The 23,858-nt window shown below is 39.4% G+C and carries 18 protein-coding genes, 2 pseudogenes and 1 riboswitch; of the genes and pseudogenes, 11 read left to right on the forward strand and 9 right to left on the reverse strand.

Going from position 1 to position 23,858, the window contains the following annotated elements:
- Positions 1 to 14: 14 nt before the first annotated feature.
- From KFZ58_RS07450 to KFZ58_RS07480, 7 genes are all read left to right on the forward strand, one after another.
- Positions 15 to 1,013, forward strand: coding sequence for a proline dehydrogenase family protein (locus KFZ58_RS07450; protein WP_235794179.1), 999 nt, complete (start codon positions 15 to 17; stop codon positions 1,011 to 1,013).
- 198 nt (positions 1,014 to 1,211) lie between these two features.
- Entirely contained in the window at positions 1,212 to 3,950 is a 2,739-nt protein-coding gene (locus KFZ58_RS07455; protein WP_235794180.1) for a UPF0182 family membrane protein, read from the forward strand.
- A 126-nt stretch (positions 3,951 to 4,076) separates the two neighbouring features.
- Positions 4,077 to 4,184: riboswitch (SAM riboswitch) on the forward strand.
- A 129-nt stretch (positions 4,185 to 4,313) separates the two neighbouring features.
- Positions 4,314 to 4,862: an NADPH-dependent FMN reductase gene (ssuE, locus tag KFZ58_RS07460; RefSeq protein ID WP_235794181.1), complete on the forward strand. Its 549-nt coding sequence runs from the start codon at positions 4,314 to 4,316 to the stop codon at positions 4,860 to 4,862.
- A 29-nt stretch (positions 4,863 to 4,891) separates the two neighbouring features.
- A complete protein-coding gene (locus KFZ58_RS07465; RefSeq protein WP_235794182.1) occupies positions 4,892 to 6,268 on the forward strand; it encodes an LLM class flavin-dependent oxidoreductase in 1,377 nt (458 codons plus the stop codon).
- A gap of 236 nt (positions 6,269 to 6,504) precedes the next feature.
- Entirely contained in the window at positions 6,505 to 7,410 is a 906-nt protein-coding gene (locus KFZ58_RS07470; RefSeq protein WP_235794183.1) for a hydroxymethylglutaryl-CoA lyase, read from the forward strand.
- Between the two features lie 91 nt (positions 7,411 to 7,501).
- Positions 7,502 to 8,083, forward strand: coding sequence for a helix-turn-helix domain-containing protein (locus KFZ58_RS07475; protein WP_235794184.1), 582 nt, complete (start codon positions 7,502 to 7,504; stop codon positions 8,081 to 8,083).
- 276 nt (positions 8,084 to 8,359) lie between these two features.
- Positions 8,360 to 9,382: a DUF2332 domain-containing protein gene (locus tag KFZ58_RS07480; RefSeq protein WP_235794185.1), complete on the forward strand. Its 1,023-nt coding sequence runs from the start codon at positions 8,360 to 8,362 to the stop codon at positions 9,380 to 9,382.
- A 676-nt stretch (positions 9,383 to 10,058) separates the two neighbouring features.
- Here the strand turns inward: KFZ58_RS07480 and KFZ58_RS07485 are convergent.
- The 3 genes and pseudogenes from KFZ58_RS07485 to KFZ58_RS07495 form a co-directional block, all read right to left on the reverse strand.
- Positions 10,059 to 10,223, reverse strand: coding sequence for a hypothetical protein (locus KFZ58_RS07485; RefSeq protein WP_235794186.1), 165 nt, complete (start codon positions 10,221 to 10,223; stop codon positions 10,059 to 10,061).
- A gap of 82 nt (positions 10,224 to 10,305) precedes the next feature.
- Positions 10,306 to 11,837: pseudogene (locus KFZ58_RS07490) on the reverse strand (multicopper oxidase family protein).
- Positions 11,838 to 12,015: 178 nt separating this feature from the next.
- On the reverse strand, positions 12,016 to 12,792 hold the full coding sequence (locus tag KFZ58_RS07495; RefSeq protein WP_235794187.1) for a 2-keto-4-pentenoate hydratase: 777 nt from the start codon (positions 12,790 to 12,792) through the stop codon (positions 12,016 to 12,018).
- Between the two features lie 127 nt (positions 12,793 to 12,919).
- Between KFZ58_RS07495 and KFZ58_RS07500 the strand changes: the two genes are divergently transcribed.
- On the forward strand, positions 12,920 to 13,291 hold the full coding sequence (locus KFZ58_RS07500; protein ID WP_235794188.1) for a YuzC family spore coat inner layer protein: 372 nt from the start codon (positions 12,920 to 12,922) through the stop codon (positions 13,289 to 13,291).
- Positions 13,292 to 13,360: 69 nt separating this feature from the next.
- Here the strand turns inward: KFZ58_RS07500 and dpsA are convergent, their stop codons facing one another.
- Together dpsA and KFZ58_RS07510 are read right to left on the reverse strand one after the other, a co-directional pair.
- A complete protein-coding gene (gene dpsA / locus KFZ58_RS07505; protein ID WP_235794189.1) occupies positions 13,361 to 14,233 on the reverse strand; it encodes a dipicolinic acid synthetase subunit A in 873 nt (290 codons plus the stop codon).
- Between the two features lie 151 nt (positions 14,234 to 14,384).
- Positions 14,385 to 16,352 carry an acetate--CoA ligase gene (locus tag KFZ58_RS07510; protein WP_235794190.1) on the reverse strand — a complete coding sequence of 656 codons (1,968 nt, stop codon included), beginning with the start codon at positions 16,350 to 16,352 and terminating at the stop codon, positions 14,385 to 14,387.
- A gap of 173 nt (positions 16,353 to 16,525) precedes the next feature.
- Here KFZ58_RS07510 and KFZ58_RS07515 point away from each other — a divergent pair, with 173 nt between their 5' ends.
- Positions 16,526 to 16,963 (forward strand): CBS domain-containing protein, encoded by a 438-nt coding sequence (locus KFZ58_RS07515; protein WP_235794191.1) that lies wholly within the window; start codon positions 16,526 to 16,528, stop codon positions 16,961 to 16,963.
- A 126-nt stretch (positions 16,964 to 17,089) separates the two neighbouring features.
- On the opposite strand, the gene KFZ58_RS07520 is transcribed toward KFZ58_RS07515, so the two are convergent.
- Entirely contained in the window at positions 17,090 to 17,953 is an 864-nt protein-coding gene (locus KFZ58_RS07520) for a DUF421 domain-containing protein (RefSeq protein WP_235794192.1), read from the reverse strand.
- A 130-nt stretch (positions 17,954 to 18,083) separates the two neighbouring features.
- Here KFZ58_RS07520 and KFZ58_RS07525 point away from each other — a divergent pair, with 130 nt between their 5' ends.
- On the forward strand, positions 18,084 to 20,150 hold the full coding sequence (locus KFZ58_RS07525) for a catalase (protein WP_235794193.1): 2,067 nt from the start codon (positions 18,084 to 18,086) through the stop codon (positions 20,148 to 20,150).
- A 394-nt stretch (positions 20,151 to 20,544) separates the two neighbouring features.
- On the opposite strand, the gene thpD is transcribed toward KFZ58_RS07525, so the two are convergent.
- A complete protein-coding gene (thpD, locus tag KFZ58_RS07530) occupies positions 20,545 to 21,447 on the reverse strand; it encodes an ectoine hydroxylase (protein WP_235794194.1) in 903 nt (300 codons plus the stop codon).
- A gap of 269 nt (positions 21,448 to 21,716) precedes the next feature.
- Here thpD and KFZ58_RS07535 point away from each other — a divergent pair.
- A pseudogene (locus KFZ58_RS07535) lies at positions 21,717 to 21,868 on the forward strand (twin-arginine translocase TatA/TatE family subunit).
- Between the two features lie 53 nt (positions 21,869 to 21,921).
- Here KFZ58_RS07535 and KFZ58_RS07540 read toward each other — a convergent pair.
- Positions 21,922 to 22,983, reverse strand: coding sequence for a tartrate dehydrogenase (locus KFZ58_RS07540; RefSeq protein ID WP_235794195.1), 1,062 nt, complete (start codon positions 22,981 to 22,983; stop codon positions 21,922 to 21,924).
- A 61-nt stretch (positions 22,984 to 23,044) separates the two neighbouring features.
- The gene (locus KFZ58_RS07545; RefSeq protein WP_235794196.1) at positions 23,045 to 23,686 is read right to left on the reverse strand and encodes a GntR family transcriptional regulator; all 642 of its coding nucleotides are present in this window, start codon (positions 23,684 to 23,686) and stop codon (positions 23,045 to 23,047) included.
- Positions 23,687 to 23,858 lie beyond the last annotated feature (172 nt).

Raw genomic sequence — 23,858 nt, forward strand, 5'->3', positions numbered from 1 at the left:
AAGGAGCCGCCAGCATGTCCAATCTAACAAGAGATTTTTTCATAGGCTTATCAAATAATAAATTACTAAATAAGAGTGCCAAAAAATGGGGTTTCCGTATGGGTGCGGAAAAGTTTGTGGCGGGTACCACAATTGAAAGCGTTACAGAAACGGTCAAGGAACTTAACCATCATGGAATAAGCTGTACGCTCGACCGTTTGGGAGAATTTGTATCCGAAAAAGAAGAGGCCATTGAAGCGAAAGAAGAATCTATTCGTCTCTTAGAAAAGATCCATGCAGAGGATATAGATTGTCATATATCGGTGAAGTTAACACAAATGGGGTTGGATATTGATCAGGAATTTTGCATCCAAAATTTGCAGGAAATTTTGCAAGTGGCAGCTCAATATAATATTTTTGTCAATATCGATATGGAAGATTATGCGCGTTATCAGCAAACCTTGGATGTACTTCAAATCTTAAGGACAGATTATGAAAACGTAGGCACGGTTATTCAATCTTATCTATGCCGAACCGAGGTAGATTTGGATAGCCTTAAAGATGTACGTCTCAGGCTGGTAAAAGGGGCTTATAAAGAAAGCGAGGAAGTTGCCTATCAGAACAAAGTGGACATTGACCGTAATTTTGTAATGATTGCTAGAAAAAGACTGCTAGGAGAGACATTTACTTCTATCGCAACACATGATCATCATATCATCAATGAATTGAAAGCGTTTATCCATGAAAATAATATCGACAAAAATACGTACGAATTCCAGATGCTATATGGTTTTCGAAATGACATGCAGCACGGGCTCACAGATGAGGGTTATAATTTCTGTACCTATATTCCGTTCGGCACGGAGTGGTTTGGGTATTTCATGCGCCGTATGGCCGAAAGACCACAGAATATTAATTTGGTTTTGAAGGATACCTTTTACACGAAAGATAATAAGTTGAAGAAAAAACCAATTATTGCCGGGGTAGTGGCTGGGGCGTTGGTGTTGGCATTGTTGAGGCGAGGGAAGAGATGAATGGGAGAATAGCAAGACAGTAGAATGGCGTATCAGTTAATATATAAGCCATAGCGATTATGCTATGGCTTTTCTCATAAGGTTTCTAAGATCTTATTGAAACTTTCTTCTTTGTTCTTCGTATATTTAGAAGGAAAGTATACTACAAATCTGTTATCATGGAAAAAGAATAAAAGAAACATAGGGGGGAGTTAATTTTTGGATAATGAAAGCAATAGGAATCCCAAACAAGTAGCGCAGTTGAAAAAATTCGGCAGGCGTTTCGGTATCGTTATTGGAATACTACTACTTCTTCTCATCATCGGATCGGTTGCATTCCACTGGGTTACAGATTACATATGGATGGATAACCTTGATTTTGGAGGAGTGTTTACGACTATCCTAGGAAGTAAAGTGTTGCTCGGTGTAGCGGGCTTTATCTTGTTCTTTGTGGTTACATATTTCACTTTTTTCTTGATTATCCGTTCTTATACCAAGCATTTTGATTCGCATCAGCTACCACCGATTATTCTGAAGCGAAAAATAATGAATGCCATTATGTTTGGTGTTTCTCTTTTGGCAGGACTGATTGGGAGTACGGTCGTACAGGGGATCGGCTGGGAGCCTGCGCTCAAACTTTTAAATCATGCTTCATTTGGGCAAGCGGATCCGTATTTTAATATGGATATTTCTTTTTATATGTTTGTTCTGCCGTTTCTGGAATTTATTGTTTATCTTTTACTTGGTTTAAGCATCTTTTTCCTGATTGTGCAGATTGGCTCTTATTCAGTATTTAACATGTACCGAATGAGTCGTTCAGCCCAGTGGCATATGGGAGTAACTCTAGGAATTATTGGGTTGCTTTTAGCTTGTAATCATTTGCTAGCGCCATATGGTACATTGCTGACAAATCAAGTAAACCTTTTTCAGCAAAGTGTTGTGCACGGGTTGAGTTATACGGATAATCTTATCAACATACCAAAAGCCTATATTCTCGCCGCAGTTGCAATTATTGGAACTGTTTGGGTGATTATTGCACTGCGAAAAGGGAAAATCCAAGCCATGCTAATCCCTGTTGTTGCATATGTTGGATTGGTAATTGTAGGACAACTGGCATCTGTTGGTGTACAGCAGTTCCTTGTATCACCGAATGAGTTTTCACAGGAAGAGGAGTATCTGGAGCATAATCTTAATTTCACACGTGCTGCTTATGATCTTAATGATATGGATGTATCCGATCATCCAGGTGATGGCACGTTAGATGAAGAAATGGTGGAAGATAATGAATTAACCATTAATAATGTACGGATCAATGATTCAAGACCATTGCTTGATGTATATAATCAGCTTCAGACATTCCGGACCTATTATCAATTTAACGATGTTGATATTGACCGATATGAAATCGATGGTGAATATGAGCAGGTTTTTGTTGGGGCAAGAGAATTAAGCACAGTTGATTTACCAGAGCAAGCACAAACCTGGGTGAACCGGAATCTAAGATATACACATGGTTATGGAGTTACCATGAGTCATGTTAACGAATTAACCGCGCAGGGTCAGCCGGAATATATATTACAAAATCTTCCTCCTGAAGGGGATTTGGACATAACACGTCCTCAAATTTACTATGGGGAAGAGGCTTATCCGAATGTAATTGTTAATTCAGAAGTGGATGAATTTGATTATCCTTCTGGTGATGAAAACGTATCGAGTCGGTATGAAGAAGATTCGGGTATTACGTTAGATGGGATTAATCGGGCGTTATTTGCTTTAAAAGAGGGATCATTTCGGATGTTTGTCTCCGATCAGATAACAGATGAGAGTCAGTTTCTTGAAACCCGAAATATCATGGACCGTGTTAATCGAATCGCACCATTTTTCGAATATGATTCAGATCCGTATATTTTTGTTCGTGATGACGGCAGTCTTGCTTGGATGATGGATGCATATCTAACAGCTGAAAGATATCCATACTCGGAATCCTATCAGGAAAACAACAATTATATTCGAAATTCGGTAAAAGTAACCGTGGACGCTTACACTGGAGAAGTGGATTTTTATATAGCAAATCCGGAAGATCCATTGCTGCAGACATATGAAAACATGTTTCCTGAACTCTTCACAGAGGAAATTCCAGAGGACGTGCGGGCTCATTTCCGCTTCCCTGAAAGGTTGTTTAATATTCAGGCATCCATCTACGGCACCTATCATATGACCGATCTTGAAATGTTCTATAACCGGGAAGATGCGTGGGAGTTCCCGACAGAGAAATACTTTAATGAAGATATTGAGATGGAGCCTTATTATGTAACAATGAAACTACCTGAATATGAAGAAGAAGAATTTATTTTGATGATGCCGTATACACCAAGAAATCGACAAAATATGATTGCCTGGATTGGTGTGCGTAATGATGGAGAGCATTATGGTGAAAAATTTGTATATCGTTTTCCAAGACAGGAAAATGTATACGGTCCGCAACAAATTGAAAATCGTATCAATCAGGATAGTACGATTTCTCAGGAGCTGAATCTCTGGTCACAAGGCGGATCTGAAGTCATACGTGGGAACTTGCTCGCCATTCCGATTGAAGATACGGTCATGTATGTGGAACCAATTTATATTGAATCTTCCAACGAGACGTCACTTCCTGAAGTGAAGCAAGTTATCATCGCCTACGATGATCATATCGTCATGGAAGCCACATTTGAGGAGTCGCTTGAGCAAATGTTAAATCTTGTAGATCCGGATCGTCAGCCGGATGAGGAGCAAACACCTGAAGAGACAGCAGAGCCAGGTGAACAGGAACAGCAAATTTCAGAATCAGATGAGATATTACAAGAGTTCTCAGATCTGTTTAATTCCTACCAGGATGCGCTATCTGAAGGAAATTGGAACGAGGCTGCAGAAATTATGACAGAGATAGAAGATAGACTAAATGAAGAACAACAATGATTGTAGTAGGGAAAAGGGGCTCCGATAATATTTGGAGCTCCTTTTCTAATTTTACTGTATTTAAATTTTCAAAACCCACTTGACTTATCGGATTAATTAAAATACACTATACATTATAACTAAATATTCTTATCAAGAGAAGCTGAGGGATGTGGCCCTATGAAGCTTCAGCAACCCCTGATTAGTGTCAGGAAGGTGCTAATTCCACCGGGAGTAATTCTTGGGAGATAAGAGCGGAATATCAAAGTAAAGCCCTCTTTTCTCATATAAGAAAAGGGGGCTTATTTTTATGGTTACATACAGAAGTTCTTAGCTAAAGAGGAAAGTTTAGAAAAAAGACAAATGATAAGAAAGGATGATCACATGAGTGAAATTGTTGTGCTATCGGGAAGTCCTTCTGAATTTTCGCGATCGGAACAAGTACTTAAATACTTAGGGGCCTTACTTCAACAGGAGTATTTTTCAGTGACTCATATTTCTGTTAAAGACGTGCCAGCTGAAGACGTATTCCAAGGGAAGTTTGATAGTCCGGCCATTCAGGAAATTACGGCATTAGTCCAAAATGCAAAAGGTATTATAGTTGGATCGCCGGTGTATAAAGGTGCATATTCAGGTGTTCTAAAAGCATTGCTCGATATCCTCCCGCAAGATGTACTCAAGCACAAACCAGTACTTCCGCTGATGACAGGGGGGAGTCCGTCGCATTTGCTAGCAATCGAATACGCTTTGAAACCGGTGTTGGCCACATTAAAGGGGCATAATTTAAAAGGACTTTATCTGCTTGATAGTCAAATAGATAAACAGCAGGAAAATCCAATTATCGATGCGGACATTTTACAGCGCACGAAAAAGCAACTTCAATATTTTATCGAAATCGTTAACAGACAGGCGTCAGCAGTGTTTTTTACTTAAATAACGAAATTTCAAGGAGGAAAACATATATGGCTAAAAAGAGGATTTATTTAAATGCGTTTGATATGAACACGCCTGGGCATCAGTCCCCTGGTTTATGGACCCATCCGGATGATGAGTCATATCGCTATAAAGATAGCGAATACTGGATTGAACTTGCTAAATTGTTGGAAAAGGGACGGTTTGATGCTGTATTTCTTGCGGATGTATTAGGTACTTATGATGTGTATAAGGGATCACGTGATGCAGCTGTAAGTCAAGGGGCACAGGCTCCAGTCAATAACCCTTCCTTGGTAGTCCCTTTAATGTCAGCAGTTACAAAGCATCTTGGTTTTGGCGTAACAGCATCTGTTACACATGAGCATCCTTACACTTTTGCACGCAGAATCAGCACATTAGATCATCTAACTAAAGGGCGGATCGGATGGAATATTGTTACTTCTTATCTGAAAAGTGCCTCTGTCAATATGGGATTGGAAGGCCAAATTAAGCATGACGAGCGATACGATATAGCAGCAGAATATCTGGACGTTGCCTACAAACTTTGGGAAGAAAGCTGGGAGGACGATGCTGTTAAGGTAGATAAAGAAAATGGCATTTACACCGATCCTAACAAAGTTCATGACATTAATCATGAAGGGAACTATTTTAAAGTACCTGGAGCGCATTTGAGTGAACCATCTCCACAGCGTACTCCTGTTATTTATCAAGCAGGAGCATCTACGAAAGGTCGCGCATTTGCAGCTGAAAATGCCGAATGTGTGTTTATAGGTGCACCAACGATATCTGCAACGAAAGACACCGTTGATAAGTTACATGCTGATATCAAAGAGGCAGGGAGATTACCGGAAGAGGTGAAAGTACTCACAATGTTTACACCGATAGTTGGTCGAACAGAAGAAGAGGCTGTGGCAAAATTTAATGACTATAAAAATCATATTAGCCATGAAGGTGCGCTCGCCTTATTCGGTGGATGGACTGGAATAGATTTAACTGCATATGACCCAGACGAAAATTTACGCTATGTAGAGAGCAATGCAATCCAATCTGCAGTAGAAAACTTTACGAAGATAGACCCTGATAAACCATCAACCGCAGAAGATATTAAAGAATTTGTAGGAATAGGCGGAATGGGGCCGTATACTGTCGGATCACCGGAGCAGGTGGCCGACACGATGGAAGCATGGGTGAATGAAGCTGGAGTTGATGGTTTTAATATTGCTTATGCGATAACTCCAGGAACATTTAAGGATTTCGTTGAATACGTAGTACCAATTCTACAGGATAGAGGATTGGTTCAAAAAGAATATGAAGGAACTACACTCAGGGATAACTTATTCGGTCAAGGAGACCAACTGCCGGATCATCATCCCGGGAAGAATACCAAAGGCGTGTTGGTGAATTAACTTTTTCGCGTAAAGAGCTAAAAGAACCTGCTACCACTTAATCAGTGAGCACAGGTTCTTTTTTAATTTTAACAGTTGACATTTCACCATTAAAGACTATACACTTAATTCAACAAAGTTGAATATAAATATATAAAGTTGAATAGAATTGAACTAACAAACTAATATTTTTTGTAAGCGTATTCTTATATAGAAGGAAAATGTTTCATCATCTATGATTAATAGGAGGGGAAACCATGAAGAATTGGCCAGATTTTGTTCAAATAAAAGAAGTGGCACCTCGAGACGGTTTGCAAAATGAAAAGAGCTGGATTTCAACTGACGATAAAGTTGCTTGGATTAATATGCTTTCCGAATCAGGCGTTAGGGAGATTGAGTATTCCTCGTTTGTCCATCCGAAATGGATACCGAATCTTTCTGACGCCAGAGAAGTTGGAAAGCGGATAATCAAACATCCGGGTGTCTTCTATTCGGCGCTTGTCCCAAATAGGAAGGGGCTTGAACATGCGCTGGAAGCTGGGATTGATGGGGCTTCGGTGTTTATGTCAGCAAGCGAAACCCACAATAAAAAAAATATAAATAAAACAATAGCAGAAACTTTTCCCGTAATGCGTGACGTTATCCAAGAGGCGAAACAAGAAGGAAAACGTGTAACAGGCTATGTTTCAACCGTATTTGATTGTCCGTTTGAAGGAAAAATAACGCCTGAAGAAGTTATCCGTGTTTGTGATCAATTGTTGGAATATGGTGCAGATGATATTTCACTTGGAGATACAATCGGTTCGGCTGTTCCTTCCCAAGTGGATCAGCTGCTTGAAGCGGTGTTATCCCGCTATCCGAAAGAGAAAATTATCATGCATTTTCATGACACAAGAGGAATGGCTATCGCTAATATTATGCGATCCCTGCAATACGGCATAACTCGATTTGATAGTTCTGTTGGAGGCTTGGGCGGTTGTCCTTATGCACCGGGAGCAGCAGGCAATGTAGCAACAAATGATGTGCTGTATCTCCTGCATGGTTTAGGTGTGAAAACAGGGATTCAGGAACGTAAAATACAAGAGGCAGCATTATTTATGCAGAATAAATTGGGAAAGGAATTGCCAAGTAAGACACTTGCTCATTATGTAAGTACGGCCTAATCGATCATATTCATGTGTTAAAGGTTTAAAGATTCTCTCCTTGACTGTAAAGCCGAGCTATTCTATGATTAAAGGCATATATTCGACTTAAATGGCAAAGGAGAGAGTTACCATAAATCTTGATAATATAGGTAAAAAAATAAAACAAATGCGTGCACGCAGCAAAAAAACACAACAGCAAATTGCAGATGAATGCGGCATCTCCAAAAGCTTATTATCCAAAATCGAAAACGGCCAAGCCGCTTCTGCAATCGCTACATTATCCAAAATCAGTGATGCTCTAGAGGTTCCTCTCTCATGGGTGCTGGATGACAAATCAGAACAAGAACTGGTACTACTTTCAAAAGCAAACAGACAGTCTAAAATTGGAGACGAGAATATGGGCTACTCCTATGAGTTGCTCGCGAACAGATCCCAATATAATGGTGTAGAACCAACCATTGTTCACGTGACACCTAAACATACGAACCATCGGCAAGAGACCTATACCCATTCCCAGGATGAATTTATATTTATTCTCGAAGGTGCAATTTACTTGTATTATGATGGAGAAGAGCATTACATGGAAAAAGGTGACAGTGCCTATTTTCAAGGATCAAAATCCCATTTATTTATCCCTGTGGACAATGAGGGTGCTAAAGTATTGACATTATTTATTGATAGTACGATTTAAGAGGATTACTCTGAGGGACCCGAATAGAAGGGTTCTTTTATTTCTAGAGGTCCTTTAAAATAAATTCACGCTTTTCTACCCCTAAATTCTTAATTTCGCCGATTATAGTAGTGAAACACCCTAGCTGTTTCTATAGCAATAATCGAAATGAAATTTGATTTGGGGGTATTAGTGTATAAAAAAATTAGTTTTCGCCATTAAAATGGTGTGAATTTTATGATAATATAGGTGTCAAGATTTGGAGTATTTAATTCAAAAAGTGACGGAGGAGTCTCCATGGATAAATCAGTAATTTTCCACCGTTTTAAGAGTTTTGCTGTTAATGAGTGCAGAGGATCAAGCAATTTATATGAAATTTTGTCTGAAAGAACAGCTGAAGATGAAGGGTTATTAGAATTGTGCACCAATTCCCAGGGAGGGCAACCAATTCCGAATTTATTTTTTGGTGCTGTGCATTTTCTTTTACTAAAAGGTACATCACATCATTTGAAGAATTTTTATGGAAGCATCACAGATACCCCCGAGAATCCAAATCAATGTTTTCCCTATCTCAAGGATTTTTGTAAGAAATACAGTGATGAAATAATTACAGTAATGCAACGTAAATTAGTCCAAACTAATGAGGTTAGGCGTTGTAGTTACCTTTATCCCAGTTTTTGTTTTGCATATGAGAAAGTGCAGAAGCCCTTGGCGTTGATAGAAATAGGAACGAGTGCTGGCTTGCAACTGTTGTGGGATAAATACAGCTACACCTATAAAACAGATGATGTATATGGAAATAATGATTCTATTGTTCAAATTAATGGGGAGGTGGAGGGGAGAGGTTTCCCGCTTTTACGTAAGAATAGTCCGCCGGTTGCATCCAGAACAGGGATTGATTTACATGTAAGTGATCTAAATGATCCTGATGATTTCTTGTGGTTAAAAGCGTTAATTTGGCCGGAGCACAATGACAGACGGGAATTATTTGAACGCGCGGCAAATTATGCCACAAGGAACCATTTGAATTTAATCGAGGGAGACGGGGTCGCGTTATTGCCTGAGATCATTAAGGAAATTCCTAAAGATTCAGCAATAATTGTGTTCCATACACACGTAGCGAATCAGTTTTCAAACCAGGATAAATTAATGCTTTTAGAAGAAATAAGAAATATGGGCAAGGAGCGGGACACCTTTCATCTATACAATAATATGTGGGACGGTGAGTTGCATCTGGACTACTATCTGGACGGCAATGAACACAATTTTATTGTAGGAGAAACAGATAGCCATGGTCGGTGGTTTACATGGAATTTGTAAAAGATTTATAGGGAGAAAAATGGTTTGGAAGAGAAAGACTCAATGAAAGAAGTTATTTTCGAGTGAAAAGTTAAAGGGAGTAAGTTGGAGTATTAATTTCTGTGATATTCTTTTTTATCCAAATCAATATAAACGATCCAGTGGTCAAGGTTGTATACTTTCACAAAAAGCGAAGAACAAATCTTGCTATTAACTTTACATACTGGTGTATCAGACTTCTTTTCCAAGATTTCGGTCACCATGAACCGCTCATGAGGACGTTATAGGCTGCATTTCTAAGATTTCGGTCGTCATGAACCGCTCATGAGGACGTTATAGGCTGCATTTCTAAGATTTCGGTCCTCATGAACCGCTCATGGCACCCGTTAAGGCTGCATTTCCAAGATTTCAGTCGTCATGAACAACTCATGGCGCCCGTTAAGACTGCATTTCCAAGGTTTCGGTCGTCATGAACCGCTCATGGCAACGTTATAAGCTGCATTTTCAGGATTTCGGTCATCATGAACAGCTCGTGGCGCCCGTTAAGGCTGCATTTCCAAGATTTCAGTCGTCATGAACAACTCATGGCGCCCATTAAGACTGCATTTCCAAGATTTCAGTCGCCATGAACAGCTCATGGCGCCCGTTAGGATGCTTTTCCCAAGATTTCGGTCGCCAAGAACCATTCAACAACATATTATTTTCCACTTGGGTCATATTCATCATTTACAAGCCTTGTAACTTTAGTCGATTCTTCCTGTTCAACTTCGGCCTTGGTTGCTTTTTCACCATAAGAATCTTCTTCATCCATACCCGGGGCAACAACACTCTCCGCTCGTTGCTTTCTTTTCTTTTTATCCACATAAATCCCTCCAATCTCTTTTATTTTGCTTAAAAGAAGGAAAATTATCATGGAGGGTTGTTTCCAACAAAAATATAAAGCTTTATAAATCTTCAGAGTTGATGACGGTAAGCGGACGCATCATGTCATAATCCTCATGTTCTAGAATGTGGCAATGCCAGACATAGTCTCCGGTATAGGGAGAAAATTTAGCAATAACACGAGTGATCTGTGCGGAAGGTGCTGAAACCGTGTCTTTCCAACCTCGTTCATTTGGTTCTGGAGCTGTGGCCTTTCCTGTAAATACAATTCTTCTATCTTCATTATATTGGTCCAGGTCAAATGGACGTCGATCTAACATTTGAAATTGAATTAAATGAATATGAATCGGATGCGCAAATCCGGTAATGTTAATGAAAGACCAAATCTCGGTATCGCCTAACCGAGGTTTTTCTGTGACTGGATCCATCCATTTTTTATTATCCAGCAGTAATAAAGGGCGTCCAAATTCGTCGGTAGAACCGATTAGCTTTAAATTTCGCATTGTCGTAATGTTGTTCCTCTTTAGGGAAGGGATACGGGATAATATTCTTGGAATGGTACTATGATCCTTACCTGAAAGAGGTACGTTTACGTTAAATTGCATTACTTCATCCGTTTCGTCTTCGGGATCAGCATCTGGGCCAAGGTCATTTTTTAAAATAATTGTTTCACCGTCATGATTTGAAAAATCCAGGATGACATCAACTCGTTCTGCCGGTTCCATTGCCAGTTTGTTTATTTTTACTGTCTTTTGCATCAGGCCACCATCTGAACCAATTTGGTAAAAAGACTGCCCTGAATCAAGCGATAGTTGATAACCTCGTGTATTCGATGCGTTAAGGATCCGGAAGCGGTATTTCCTTGGTTCCACTTCGAAGTATGGCCATACCTTACCATTCACAATAATTTTATCACCAAGAAAGGCTGGTACGATGGAAGGATCTGGTAAGTCATCTGCTGGATCATCCGGCTGGCGAGGGTAAAACAGAGAACCATCATCATTGAATGATCGATCAAGAATCACAAGTGGAATTTCAAAGTTATCTTTTGGCAGATTTAATGCTTTTTCCTGTTCATCTCGAATGATATACATGCCAATAAGCCCTGCATAAACATTGAGCCTTGTGAGCCCCATCGCGTGGTCATGGTACCATAGCAGCGTAGCCCGCTGTTGATTGGGATATTCGTATATTTCCCTTTCGAAAAACGGGCCAACTTCTTTAAATCCTTTGGTATACCACGCCTCAGGGTAGCCATCACTTTCCGGCCTGGTCACACTCCCATGTAAATGGGTAACTGTCCGTACTTCAGGGTGATGTGCTACATTGTGAATCGATCTGTCAACTGGGAGGATATGTTTTGCGGGAAGGTTATTTATCCATTTCACCTGTATTGGATCGCCCTTGTTGACTTCAATTGTCGGACCGGGAAATTGGCGATAGTATCCCCACAATCGAGTCGGCCTTAAGTCTCGATGCAATTTTTGTGTAAATTCCTCCATCTGTACTTCATAATACGCACCTTTGTTATTTTTTGTATTGGTTCTAAAGCATTCACAATCGGTAACGCGTCAACAAATTTCTTGAGTTTCATCTATATTTCACTCCTGTAATTAGGTATTAGTATAGTAGATGACAGGAGCCTCATTAGTGAACGGGCGTTTTCATTAGTTTTAGATATTTCTAGAGAAGAATCCAGTGGTTACTTTGGGGAAAAGAAATCAATAAATGAAAAACATCCCGTCCAGAAGAAACTGAAAGGGATGAATTATCTATTCGATCGTCACTTGAACATTACCTATCGTACTGTATGTAGCTTTATACGTTCCTTTTTCAAGCCGAAGAGGGGAAATAAAAGTTCCTGATGAAATAACCATCCCTTTTTTCAAGCTGATATGACGAACTGCTAATTTCTTCGTCAGCCATGCTACGGATGAAGTGGGATTTCCCAGTACATTGTCTGATTTTCCTTCCCCGATCATCTCTCCATTATGGTTTAATTCCATTCTAATTTCTTCTAAATCCTTAAAGGATGGCGGGTTAACAGGTTCAGAAACAACCACACGACCGGTTACTCCGTTATCACATAAAAGGTCTGCTAATGAGAAATTTGGGAACCAATCCTTATAACGGGAATCGGGAATTTCTAGTCCAGCAGCAATTTTACTTTTAGCCAGAATCTCATCTTCCGCTGCGCCGATGGATAAATCATCTGTCAGAATAAACATCAATTCAGGCTCAACTAGCGGATCAAATAAATTAACTATATCGATTGTACTTGAATTTTTTACAAGACTATTCGTTGTTAACGTGCCATAGGCCGGTTCATTCGTGCTTGCTAATTCCTGCGTTTTCGGGCTTGTCATACTGATTTTATAGCCGCTTATTTCTTGATCATAAAGCTCACATTTTTTCTGAACGAAATGTTTCTGTACCTCGTATGCAGTTTGTTCATCTAATGTATAATCATTTCTTATAAAATCAATTGGATTCTTCGTCCTGTGTGCATCTAACAATTTATATACGATTTGATCTACATCATTTGACATAGAATCACTCCTCTCTCTAGAGTAAGAATAATGGAATTTTATGAATATGTAAAACGAAAGTGAGTCTGTTCATTCCCTGAGAAAAGCATTATTGCATATGATGTTATTTATGAAGGGAGGTCTGTTTATGTATTATGTGCATCCCCCTGTTTACTACTACCCACCTTATTATCATCATGCTTTCTGGCCATCTCGCCAATACCCACCGGTTGATCCTGTCCTTTTTCATCAGTCAGCTAATGAAACGAAGAAACTGATGAATGATGCTAATGTAGTTCTTGATAAATTAACTGCGTCAAAAGAATTTGATGCGAAATTGATGAAAGCTGCACAAGTTTCAGATGAGGTGGAGGTTAATCGACTAATTCATTCCTTAGACATTGCAACAGAAGTGGATGTGTCTTATAATCCTGATAATTTACGGTTGGAATTCAGGTCACAAGCTCCTAATACGGATCTGGAATGCTGCCGATTACTTATTGCATTGCGATGGAGGTAAGTTTTGTGTAATTTTATAAAAAACGCCCCCAAAAGCGTTCATATAGGAACCTTTTTTGGGGGTGTTTCATTATTTTTCCAACAATTCCAGAAGCACTCTTGCAATAATCTTACCAGCGGATTTAGGTGCAGTTTTCCCCGGTAATCCGAGCGCATGTAATGTTTTAATTCCCTCTTGTTCCGCAAATTCAAAGTCAGTGCCTCCGGGTTTCGAAGCGAGATCTATAAGGAGAGTGGATTTGTCCATGGCCGAAATAATCTTGGAATCAATAACAGGATGTGGGATGGTATTAATGCAAATATCAACATCGCCAATCTTTTTCTCTAAGTTAGCCAGTTGAACAGGCTTTACCCCCATTTCCGTAATCCGAGCAACATCAGCAGAATTTCTTACACCGACACTAACATTTGCCCCAACGGAATCAAAGAGTCGAGCAACAGTGATGCCAACTCTTCCAAAACCAAGTACCATCACGTTCGACCCATGAATGGTGACATCTAATTCATCCATTGCCAGTTTTAATGCGCCTTCAGCAGTTGGAATAGAATTATATATTGCCATGTCATCACGAGCAAACAAACGGACTAATTTCTTGTTGGTTGATGCAGCTGCTTGATCTAAAAACGAATTGGATGTACCTGTGTAAACAATACAATGCTCTGGTGTTTGTCTAAACAGATCTTCGGATAAAGAAATTGTTTTATCGGAAAAAGTAGCTTCTACTTCTCCTGCTGTGTTTGTACCTGCGACAGGCAATATAATGGCATCTATAATACTCATATCAACTGTATCCAAGTTTGCTTGCTGAACGTTAGAGTCGTCAAAGCTTATTTGATCGAATCCAACTAAAAAAACAGTTGCATCCTCAGCAGCTAATTTTTCAATAACCTCCAGATATCTGGCATCCCCACCTATGATGAGCAGCTTTTGGTTGTTTATCAAAAACGATTCCACCTTTTTTATTGTAATTTATGTACCTATATATAATATTAATACGTAGATTAATTATGTTATCTCGAAAAAAGTATTGCATGATTTAATTAGAAATACAGTCACTTGCTAAAATTAAACAAGTGACTGTATTGTCATTTTTTTAGTTTCTAGTTGTGCTTGCCCCAACAATTTCTTTAAGATGCTCTACAGCTTCTGGATCTTCAAGCCCTGTTACATCACTTTTGACCGTTCCTTCTGTAATGACCTCCTTTAGCAGGCGACGCATGATTTTTCCACTAACGGTCTTCGGTAATGATTCAGCAAAAATAATAGCTTTTGGACGTGCGATCTTGCCAATTTGCTGCTCAATCCGCTGATAGATTTTTTCCTTTATTGTCTCCAATTCATTAATATCATCTGACACGCGTGCAAATACAACTGGAACTTCCCCTCTAATCTCATCAGGGACTCCAATTACAGCAGCTTCAGAGACATCCTCACATTCTAAAACAGCACTTTCCATTTCCATCGTACTCAATCGGTGGCCTGCAACATTAAGCGCATCATCCGAACGTCCGACAACCCATAAGTAACCATCTTTATCGACTAAAGCTAAATCACTGGCAAAATAACTTCCATCCACTTGGCTGAAATAGGCGCCGTAGTAGCGTTCCGGTTCCTTCCAAAGTGTCCGGCATAGCATTGGAAATGGTTTCTTAATAATTAAATTTCCTAGTGTACCAGGTTCAACGGAATTTCCCTCGCTGTCAACAACATCGAATGTGGCACCTAAAAAGGACAGCCCAGTAGCCCCAGGTTTCATAGGTGTTAGCCAAGCTGCTCCTGCGATTGGAGCTCCTGCTGTTTCGGTCTGCCCCCATGTGTTATTCAAATAAATATTTTTCTTGCCGAGTACCTCATATGTCCATTTCCATGATTCCATATCAAACGGCTCACCGACAAGCGAAATGACATCAAGACAGGATAAGTCATATTGCTGCAAAGGTTTTTCACCCATGCTTTTCAACATTCTGAGTGCAGTGGGGGCGGTAAATAGTTTGTTGACCCGGTATTTTTCGATGATTTGATAAAAGCGATCCTTCGTTGGATAATTGGGTGCACCTTCATAGACAATCGTTGTCACACCATTTGCCAGAGAGCCAACAATCCCCCAGATATGCATGGTTAACCAACCGACATCAGCAGTACACCAGAAAACATCGTCAGGCTGATGATCCATGTGATACTTGGCGTAAATGTAATTTTGAATAACAAATGCCATCCCGGAATGGACGACTCCTTTTGGTTTTCCTGTCGTCCCACTTGTGTAAAATACAATACCAGGTTCATTTGCTTCAATTCTTTCCGGTTCACAGTCAATGCTTGCTTTTTGCGTCAGTTCGTCCCACCAATAATCACGGCCCACGTTCATTTCAGTATCCGAATCTAGACGATTGACAACAATGACAGCTTCAACCGGCTGGATTTCCTCCAGTACCTGATCGACTTTTTCTTTCAAAGGAATTAATTTACCACGGCGCTGTGTTGCATTTGCTGTTACGATAACTTTAGCTTCAAAATTTGTGAGAGGATCTTTCAATGATTTTTCCGAATAGCCGGAAAAAATGTTGTTAAAAATTGCTCCAATTCGAAAACAGGCTAACACAGCGATAAACGCCTCTGAAAGATTTGGCAGGTAAATCGCTACACAATCGCCTTTTTTAACACCAAATGAACGTAGGACGTTTGCAAATCGATTCACCTCTGCAAGTAGCATATTATACGTATAAAATTTCGTATCGCCATTTTCACCTTCCCAAATTAAAGCAGTTCGGTTTCCTGCACCATTTTCGACATGCCGATCCAGTAAGTTTACACATGGATTGCTGATTCCACCTGTAAAGAACTGAAAATCTGGAAGAGCTCCACTTATTGTTTCCTTCCATGGCTCGTACCACACAAGCTCACGTGCAACGCTATCCCAGAAGGAAGTAGGATCCACTCGCGATTGTTCAAGAAGTTCCTGAAAAGCTTCACTGCTTCCAATAGATGTAGCTTGTCCCTTTTCTTTGTCCGGATAGATAAGTTCACTATTCGCTACTACCTTTAAAATGCCACTTTCATCCATTTACATTCTCCTTTAATTCTTTATTTTTATATTGTAATTACTATTATACATAAATTTCAGAATAAAATAAATGTATTTAATGCGTTTATAAATAAATACAATACATGCAAAATCTGCCTCTCATATTATATGTACAATGAACAAGACTAGGAATTGAAAGGGAGGTTATTTTCATGCAGCAAAACTTAGGAAGCATTATGACATCAAATGTATTTACAGTGAAGGAAACACAGTCTCTACAGGAAGCAGCAGCCGTGATGAGTGAGCATAATATCGGGGCGATTCCTGTTGTTAATAACACTGGTCAAATGACTGGTATTATAACAGACCGCGATATTACGCTCCGATCAACAGCTCAAGGCGAAGCTGCTCAAACACCTATATCAGAGGCTATGACTGCACAACAAGTCGTACAGGGTACACCTGATATGGATGTACACGCGGCGGCACAGTTGATGTCCGAGCAACAAATACGCCGTTTGCCTGTTGTAGAAAATGGACAAGTGGTTGGAATGGTCGCTTTAGGAGATATTGCTGTAGACAACCAATCGAACACTGCCGCAGAACAGGCATTATCGAGTATTTCAACACCTTCTGCACCTCAGAAATAAGTTTGTGATTGGAACTCCCATTTCATGCCAAAAAGGCTGCTTTCGCTAAAAGCTTAAAGCAGCCTCTTTGGTTTTTATGTAAATGGATTTATGTTAGGGGAAAGTTTTCTATTCTTTCAGCAAAGCTTATTCCTTAAGAAATGGATTGATGTTGTCGATGAGATCTTGAAGTTCTTTTGATTGATTATAATACATCTGCTTTGCATTTTGATCATTTGTTTGGATCGCAAAACCTTCTAAATCTGCTTGCATCTTCCTCAGTTGTGCTGCAAGAAGTGGTTTTTGTTTCATTTGTGGTGCTTTTTCTTTATCATCATATAGATCAACATAAACTTTTCCTTTTGAATCGATTTGTGCTAGGAAGACATCTTTAAAATGTTCGGCACCTTGTTTCATCACTTCTCCAAGTAGCCACTCCTCTGTATACCCAAGGTAATTCAAGCGCTTCCTCAATAATTTTCCATCAATAATGATTAACGATGGTGTATGTTCAGGTTCCACCATCATTCCAATATCTTTGGGGGTTAAAGGTTGATATTCTGACTTCTTCATCACACTTAATTCTCCGTTTGTTTCCAGTGTTACTGTTTCAACATCCGATAACTTATACGTGCTTTTTTCTCTTAAACCCAACATGAGGTCATCAAATGTCATCCTAACTTTGGCTAAGTTCTTCTCCAGAACATTTCCATTTCTCATTACAATAATTGGACTGCCTTCTACGATTTGCCTAAACTTTAGAGATTTTACAGCCCCAAATGCAATTATCATTGACAATATACTAAATATAAATATCCCTATTATCCCATCTATTAATTGCATATTCGTATCAATAGCCGCAGAAGCAGCCATATTGCCAATAGAAATACCTGTAATGTAATCGAAAAAGGTAAGCTGTGCGATTTGTTTTTTTCCAAGGATTCTTGTCAGGAGTAAAATAAAAAGGAAGGCAGATATAGAGCGTATGACGATTATTACAAAATCTGGCATTTAGATCCTCCATTAGTGATTACTTATATTCCTATTATGGTTAAAGATACCTATTTTAATCATAGAAATGTTCTACGTGTGCATATGTATAACATGGGATGAAAATTTTAACGGGGAAAGAAGTGATTACATGGATGATAAGTCATCATCAGAAAATGAAAGAACAGGGAGGGAGGATAAAAAAGATGAGCAACTAGAACAATACCGGGAGAAAAACACAGGTCCAGGCAAGAAAATGACGGATGATGCCGGGTTTAAAATTTCAAATGATCGGTGGTCCTTAAAAGCAGGAAAGCGTGGACCTACATTATTTCAAGACTTTCATTTTTATAGAAAGCAGTCACATTTTAGTAGAGAACGGATCCCGGAAAAAGTGGTTCATGCAAGAGGCGATGGGGCATATGGAGAATTTGAGTTATATAAATCAATGAGACATGTCACAAGAGCTCACTTCTTGCAAGAACCTGGCACCAAAACACCTGTATTCGTCCGATTTTCCAATTTTATAGGAAGTAAGGGCTCCAAGGATACAGCAATAGATATACGTGGTTTTGCAACCAAGTTTTACACACAAGAAGGAAATTATGATATGTTGGGACTCTCATTTGCTATCTTCGCCGTTATGGATGCCATGAAATTTTCAGATTTAACGCATGCAGTTAAACCGAATCCGCGAACTGGGGTTCCGCAAGCGACTATTGCGCATGATAATGCCTGGGATTATATCGCCAATAATCAGGAAATTGCTCATTTCGTTATGTGGCTTATGTCCGGTCGGGGCCGTCCAAAAAGCTGGAGAATGATGGAAGGATGGCCAGTCAATACGTTTCGATTTATCAATAAACAGGGGAAGTCAACATTTGTCAGATTTGTATGGAAACCTATGCTTGGCGTTCATTCATTGTTACTGGATGAAGCGAATACAATTGGAGGGGTAGATCCGGATTTCCATCGACGAGATTTACATGAGGCTATTAATTGTGGGGCATATCCAGAATATGAACTCGGTGTGCAGTTGATCGCTGAGGAAGATGAATTCAAGTATGACTTTGATCTTCTAGATGACACGAAACTGTGGCCGGAAGAAGTTGTTCCTGTTGAAATAATCGGTAAAATGACGTTGAACCGGCTCGTTGATAATCACTTTGCAGAAGAAGAACAGTCCTCATTTGACCCAGCAACGGTTGTTCCGGGGATTGACTTCACTGATGATCCCGTGTTGCAGGGCAGATCATTTGCCTACAGGGATACGGATTATCATCGACTTGGTACGGCAAATATTAATAATATTCCGATCAACCAGCCTATTGTCGAAAGGAACTTTAATCAACGACAAGGCGTTGCACGTCATCGAATTGATGTCGATTCCGTAAACTATCATGAAAATTCTTTAGCAGGAAATACACCAGCAGAGACCCCTCCTGAAGAAGGTGGTTATGCGCATTACCCGGAAAAAGTAGATGGACACAAAACGCGGGAACGCGGGGGAGAATCGTTCTATGATTTCTTCACACAGCCAAGACTTTTTTGGAATAGTATGTCACCTGTTGAGAAACAAAACATTGTAGAAACATTTAACTTTCACCTCGAATATGTACAGAGTAAATCAGTCAGGCAGCAAGTTGTCGATATGTTTGGCAACGTTGATACAGGAATGGCAACCGCAATCGCTGAAAATATTGGCGTCAATCCTCCAAAGGGTCCACATGTCCCGGTTGAACAAAGTTCTCCTGCCCTAAGCAATACGCGGTTTTCTGCCTATACGCAAAAAGTCGCTGTTCTTATTAACGATGGTTTTAACGGTAGAGAGGTAAGTAGTGTTCTTGACTACCTACATCACTGCGGGGTTTTCATAGACATCATAAGTGCAAAGCTTGGTACTGTCACAGGTGCAGATGGTACACCACTCAACGTCAATAAGACATTTACTGGAACCTATCCTGTCTTATATGACTCACTCTATGTCGTTGGGGGAGGTTCTGAAAATGAAGCAAAATTCCATCAAGGTGTTATGAATTTTTTAAATGAAGCATATAAACACTATAAACCAATTGGTATTGCCTCAACTGGACAGTCTTATATGCATGCATCAAAAAGTAATAACCTAGCTGGTGTTGTTTTTGCAGCAAATAATCCGGACTTTGAAAAGGATTTTGTCTCTGCAATCGCGAAGCAACGTTTTTGGGATAGAGAATAGTAATTATTTTACAAAACGCTGATAATGGTATTTCTTCAGCGTTTTTATGCTTAGTTGGACAAATGAAAAGAGCCTCAGGTGCGACAGGTTCTTTTGCTTAGACATAATCATCTTTATTATCTATAAGACTAATTTCTTTTCTTCCCATGGTTCTTGTTAGAACAAATATTACTAAAAAGGATACTATAATTCTTAGCAGTAGTTCGGAAATCTCCATTTAAAGATCTACTTTCGTTGTATGATAATATCGTTATTTGTGTGGGATGGATTTTATTCGGTTATGTTCATCAACAGAAGAGAAAAAACTGCCCCAAAAGAAGTAAACACTCCTTTTGAGGCAGCCCAATTTTATGTGCCAGTAATTCTATGTCAGGAAAGTTTCCCTGTCAGCTTCTTATCTACTTCCGCTTAACATTGCAGCACCTTCTCGTACAGCAATGAATTCAGGACGTTCTTTCCCTCCTGAGTACGGTCTTACTAGTGCGTTTTCAACGCTATTATATACCATGAATAAGTTATTGCGGCTATATGGCGTAATATTACCGCTCGATCCATGCATGGTATTGCTTTCAAATAAGGTGATGGCACCAGCTTTTCCGGTTGGCACTGATATACCGCCTCCTTGATCAGCTAACCAACGCAGGCTATCATGATCAGGGACACCAAGCTTTTGTTTCTGCAGCGAATCTTTATAGTTATCATCAGGTGTTTCGCCCGCGCAGCTGACATAGTAGTTATGGGAACCAGGTATAAGCATTAAAGGCCCGTTAAATGTATAGTTGTCGGACAAGGCGATCGATAGACTAACAGCCCTCATCCGCGGCATTCCATCTTCCACATGCCATGTTTCAAAATCCGAATGCCAATCAAATTCTTTTCCTGAGAATTCCGGTTTATAGTTAATTCGAGATTGATGTATATAGACATCGCTACCAAGAAGGTAGTTTACGATATCGAGTAGGCGCTGATCATTCGCAACTTGTTTAAAATAATTGTCATCATTATGCACGTGAAAAATTGATCTGATTTCCTCACTTTGCGGCTCACGAATTACTTTCTCAGAAGTTACGTCTCTACTGGAGTCCTGCAGTTCGAAAATACCGTTTTGCATATCCGTTACTTCCTGAGGTGAGAAGAAATTCTCAATCTGCAAGAAGCCATTTCGTTCATATGAATCAAGCTGTTCTTTGGAAATAGGGGCTTGATTATCTTTTGATCGTTCTGTGTGAATCACAGGATCCTTCCGTTTTAATATCTCCGGTTTGTTATTTTGCCGTGATGGATAAAGATCTTCCATTATAAACACTCCTATCAAAAATTTTTATCTCTTCGATGTCGCGTCTATTGTTGTGTAATTACCGGCTTATATAAGGAAACTTTCCTATGTCTCACTATCTACCCTACTAGATTAAATACAAAACATCAAAGTAGAAATATTAGGATAATAGAAGCAAATAATTGCTTAGGGAAAATAGATAAAGCAAGAAAGAGTTGTTTTCAATAGATTGGATTTTTTGAAGAGAATTGAGTGAATTTTAGGTTTATATTATAACAAGGCAAAAATAGTTGATAATTTTAGGACCGAAGAAACTGCCAGAGATTGGAAGTGCTTTTGGCAGACGCTACGCGAATTTAAAAAATCAACGAATCAGTTAATGGACGATGATGAAACATCAAGTAAATCGAAAGAAGACAAACAGCCTGAAACAACTGAGTAATATGTAAAAAAGGCCAATGGACCCAGTCCACTGGCCAGACAAGATGAATAAAATTATCCTCGACTTTTCAACCTTTTTATAATTTCATTCGTCACCTCTTCTGTCTTATGTTTTCCTCCAACATCCGGGGTCATAATTCCGTTATTTGTTACACTTTCAATTACATCCAGCAAAGCAGTACCGATTTCTTCTTCACCAAAATGATCGAGCATTAATTTCGCTGTCCATATCTGTCCGATTGGATTCGCTATACCTTTACCAATTATATCTGGAGCTGATCCATGGACTGGTTCAAACATCGAAGGGTATTTTCCATTTACATTAATATTGGCTGCTGGAGCAATACCGACACTCCCCATAATAGCTGCTCCCAAATCGGTTAGAATGTCTCCGAACAAATTACTTGCCACGATAACATCGAACTTCTCCGGATGGCTTACGAAAAAAGCCGCCAAAGCATCAATGTGCTGGGAGTCTGTTTCAATATCTGGATAATCCATTGAAATCTCCTTAAAGACTTCATCCCAAAATGGCATAGAATGCACAATTCCATTGGATTTCGTAGCACTTGTTACATGTTTTCTCCTACCTTTAGCGAGGTCAAATGCGAATCGCATCGCACGCTCCGTTCCTTTACGTGAGAAAATATTATTTTGGATGGCAATTTCGTCTTCATTCCGAAAAATTCTTCCTCCGACTTCACTATACTCACCTTCACTATTCTCTCTGACCACAATCAGATCAAAGTCTTTTGGATTTGCCAGCTTTGATTGAACGCCCTTGATAACTTTTGCCGGGCGTATATTAATGGTCTGTTCAAATTCCCTTCGAATTTTTATTAAAAGTCCCCATAGCGAGATATGATCAGGAACCAATTTCACATTACCAACAGCACCTAAAAATATGCCATCAAATTCTGACAATCTTGCAATATCATCTTCTGGCATCATCTCTCCATGCTTCAAATAGTATTCACTACTGTAAGGAAAATCCGTAAAATTAAATCTTAATCCCCCATGTATATTAGATACCGCTTCCAAAACTTTGACAGCAGCAGGGACAACTTCCTTACCAATCCCATCTCCAGGAATATTAGCGATTTTTAATTGTTTCATATTCATCCTCCTATCCGGTCGTCGGTCAACCATCATTATAAAGAAAACTTTTCCCGACCAATTATTTATTTTCAAAGTTTTCGATAAAGCTATCTCTACTACTTATGATGTGGACTTGCATATATTCTCTTGCCTTTTCCCCGTCCCTGTCAAGTATGGCTTCAAGTACCCGCCTGTGATCATTGATAGATGCTTCGGTTTGGCCTGTTACTAGTGCCGGTAATTGTGGTTGAAGTCCGTTCCATAAATCATTCAACATACTTGTTAGTTTCACACTGTTTGATGCTTCCCAAATCGTTTGATGGAACTGCTTGTTTATTTCTACATAAGGTTGTTTATCCTGTTTGCTGCTACTATTATACAATTCCTGATGTATTTTTTCTAATTGCTTATGATACGCTGTATTAGCAGCTGCATGTGATGCTGCCAACCCTTCCAAAAGGGAACGGATTTCATAATGGATATGAATTTCCTCATATTTCAGCCCAACAACTGTTACCCTCCGAGTGGATTCAATTCGCAGTAGTCCTTCACGATCCAAAACCTCAAACGCCTCTCTGACAGGCATCCTGGAGACACCAAGAAGACTGGCAATTTCTTCTTGTGTAATTTCCTGACCACTGTGTAAGCTACCATTGAAAATTTCTTTACGAATCGTACTTAATACCTGGTCTTTTGCGGATACCCTTTTTATTTTTTTCATGACTATCTCTCCCATAAAAATAATAATGAACAAAAAAATAATGAGCAAATTTGACATTTCTATGAACAATAAATATACTATGATTATATCATTTTGGATACAAAATACAATATTCTAAATCCATAATTGTTGCTAGATTTGTGTTTTCGCTAGATTATTCAGCCAGCATTTA

This window comes from Virgibacillus sp. NKC19-16 (genome assembly GCF_021560035.1).
In the GTDB taxonomy this organism is placed as follows: Bacteria; Bacillota; Bacilli; order Bacillales; family Amphibacillaceae; genus Virgibacillus_L; species Virgibacillus_L salidurans.

Bases quoted from the DNA above. Each gene is read 5' to 3' on its own strand.
- KFZ58_RS07450 (WP_235794179.1), top strand. From the start codon at position 15: ATGTCCAATCTAACAAGAGATTTTTTCATAGGCTTATCAAATAATAAA.
- ssuE (WP_235794181.1), top strand. From the start codon at position 4,314: ATGAGTGAAATTGTTGTGCTATCGGGAAGTCCTTCTGAATTTTCGCGA.
- KFZ58_RS07465 (WP_235794182.1), top strand. From the start codon at position 4,892: ATGGCTAAAAAGAGGATTTATTTAAATGCGTTTGATATGAACACGCCT.
- KFZ58_RS07470 (WP_235794183.1), top strand. From the start codon at position 6,505: ATGAAGAATTGGCCAGATTTTGTTCAAATAAAAGAAGTGGCACCTCGA.
- KFZ58_RS07475 (WP_235794184.1), top strand. From the start codon at position 7,502: ATGGCAAAGGAGAGAGTTACCATAAATCTTGATAATATAGGTAAAAAA.
- KFZ58_RS07480 (WP_235794185.1), top strand. From the start codon at position 8,360: ATGGATAAATCAGTAATTTTCCACCGTTTTAAGAGTTTTGCTGTTAAT.
- KFZ58_RS07495 (WP_235794187.1), bottom strand. From the start codon at position 12,792: ATGTCAAATGATGTAGATCAAATCGTATATAAATTGTTAGATGCACAC.
- KFZ58_RS07500 (WP_235794188.1), top strand. From the start codon at position 12,920: ATGTATTATGTGCATCCCCCTGTTTACTACTACCCACCTTATTATCAT.
- KFZ58_RS07510 (WP_235794190.1), bottom strand. From the start codon at position 16,352: ATGGATGAAAGTGGCATTTTAAAGGTAGTAGCGAATAGTGAACTTATC.
- KFZ58_RS07515 (WP_235794191.1), top strand. From the start codon at position 16,526: ATGCAGCAAAACTTAGGAAGCATTATGACATCAAATGTATTTACAGTG.
- KFZ58_RS07520 (WP_235794192.1), bottom strand. From the start codon at position 17,953: ATGCCAGATTTTGTAATAATCGTCATACGCTCTATATCTGCCTTCCTT.
- KFZ58_RS07525 (WP_235794193.1), top strand. From the start codon at position 18,084: ATGGATGATAAGTCATCATCAGAAAATGAAAGAACAGGGAGGGAGGAT.
- thpD (WP_235794194.1), bottom strand. From the start codon at position 21,447: ATGGAAGATCTTTATCCATCACGGCAAAATAACAAACCGGAGATATTA.
- KFZ58_RS07540 (WP_235794195.1), bottom strand. From the start codon at position 22,983: ATGAAACAATTAAAAATCGCTAATATTCCTGGAGATGGGATTGGTAAG.
- KFZ58_RS07545 (WP_235794196.1), bottom strand. From the start codon at position 23,686: ATGAAAAAAATAAAAAGGGTATCCGCAAAAGACCAGGTATTAAGTACG.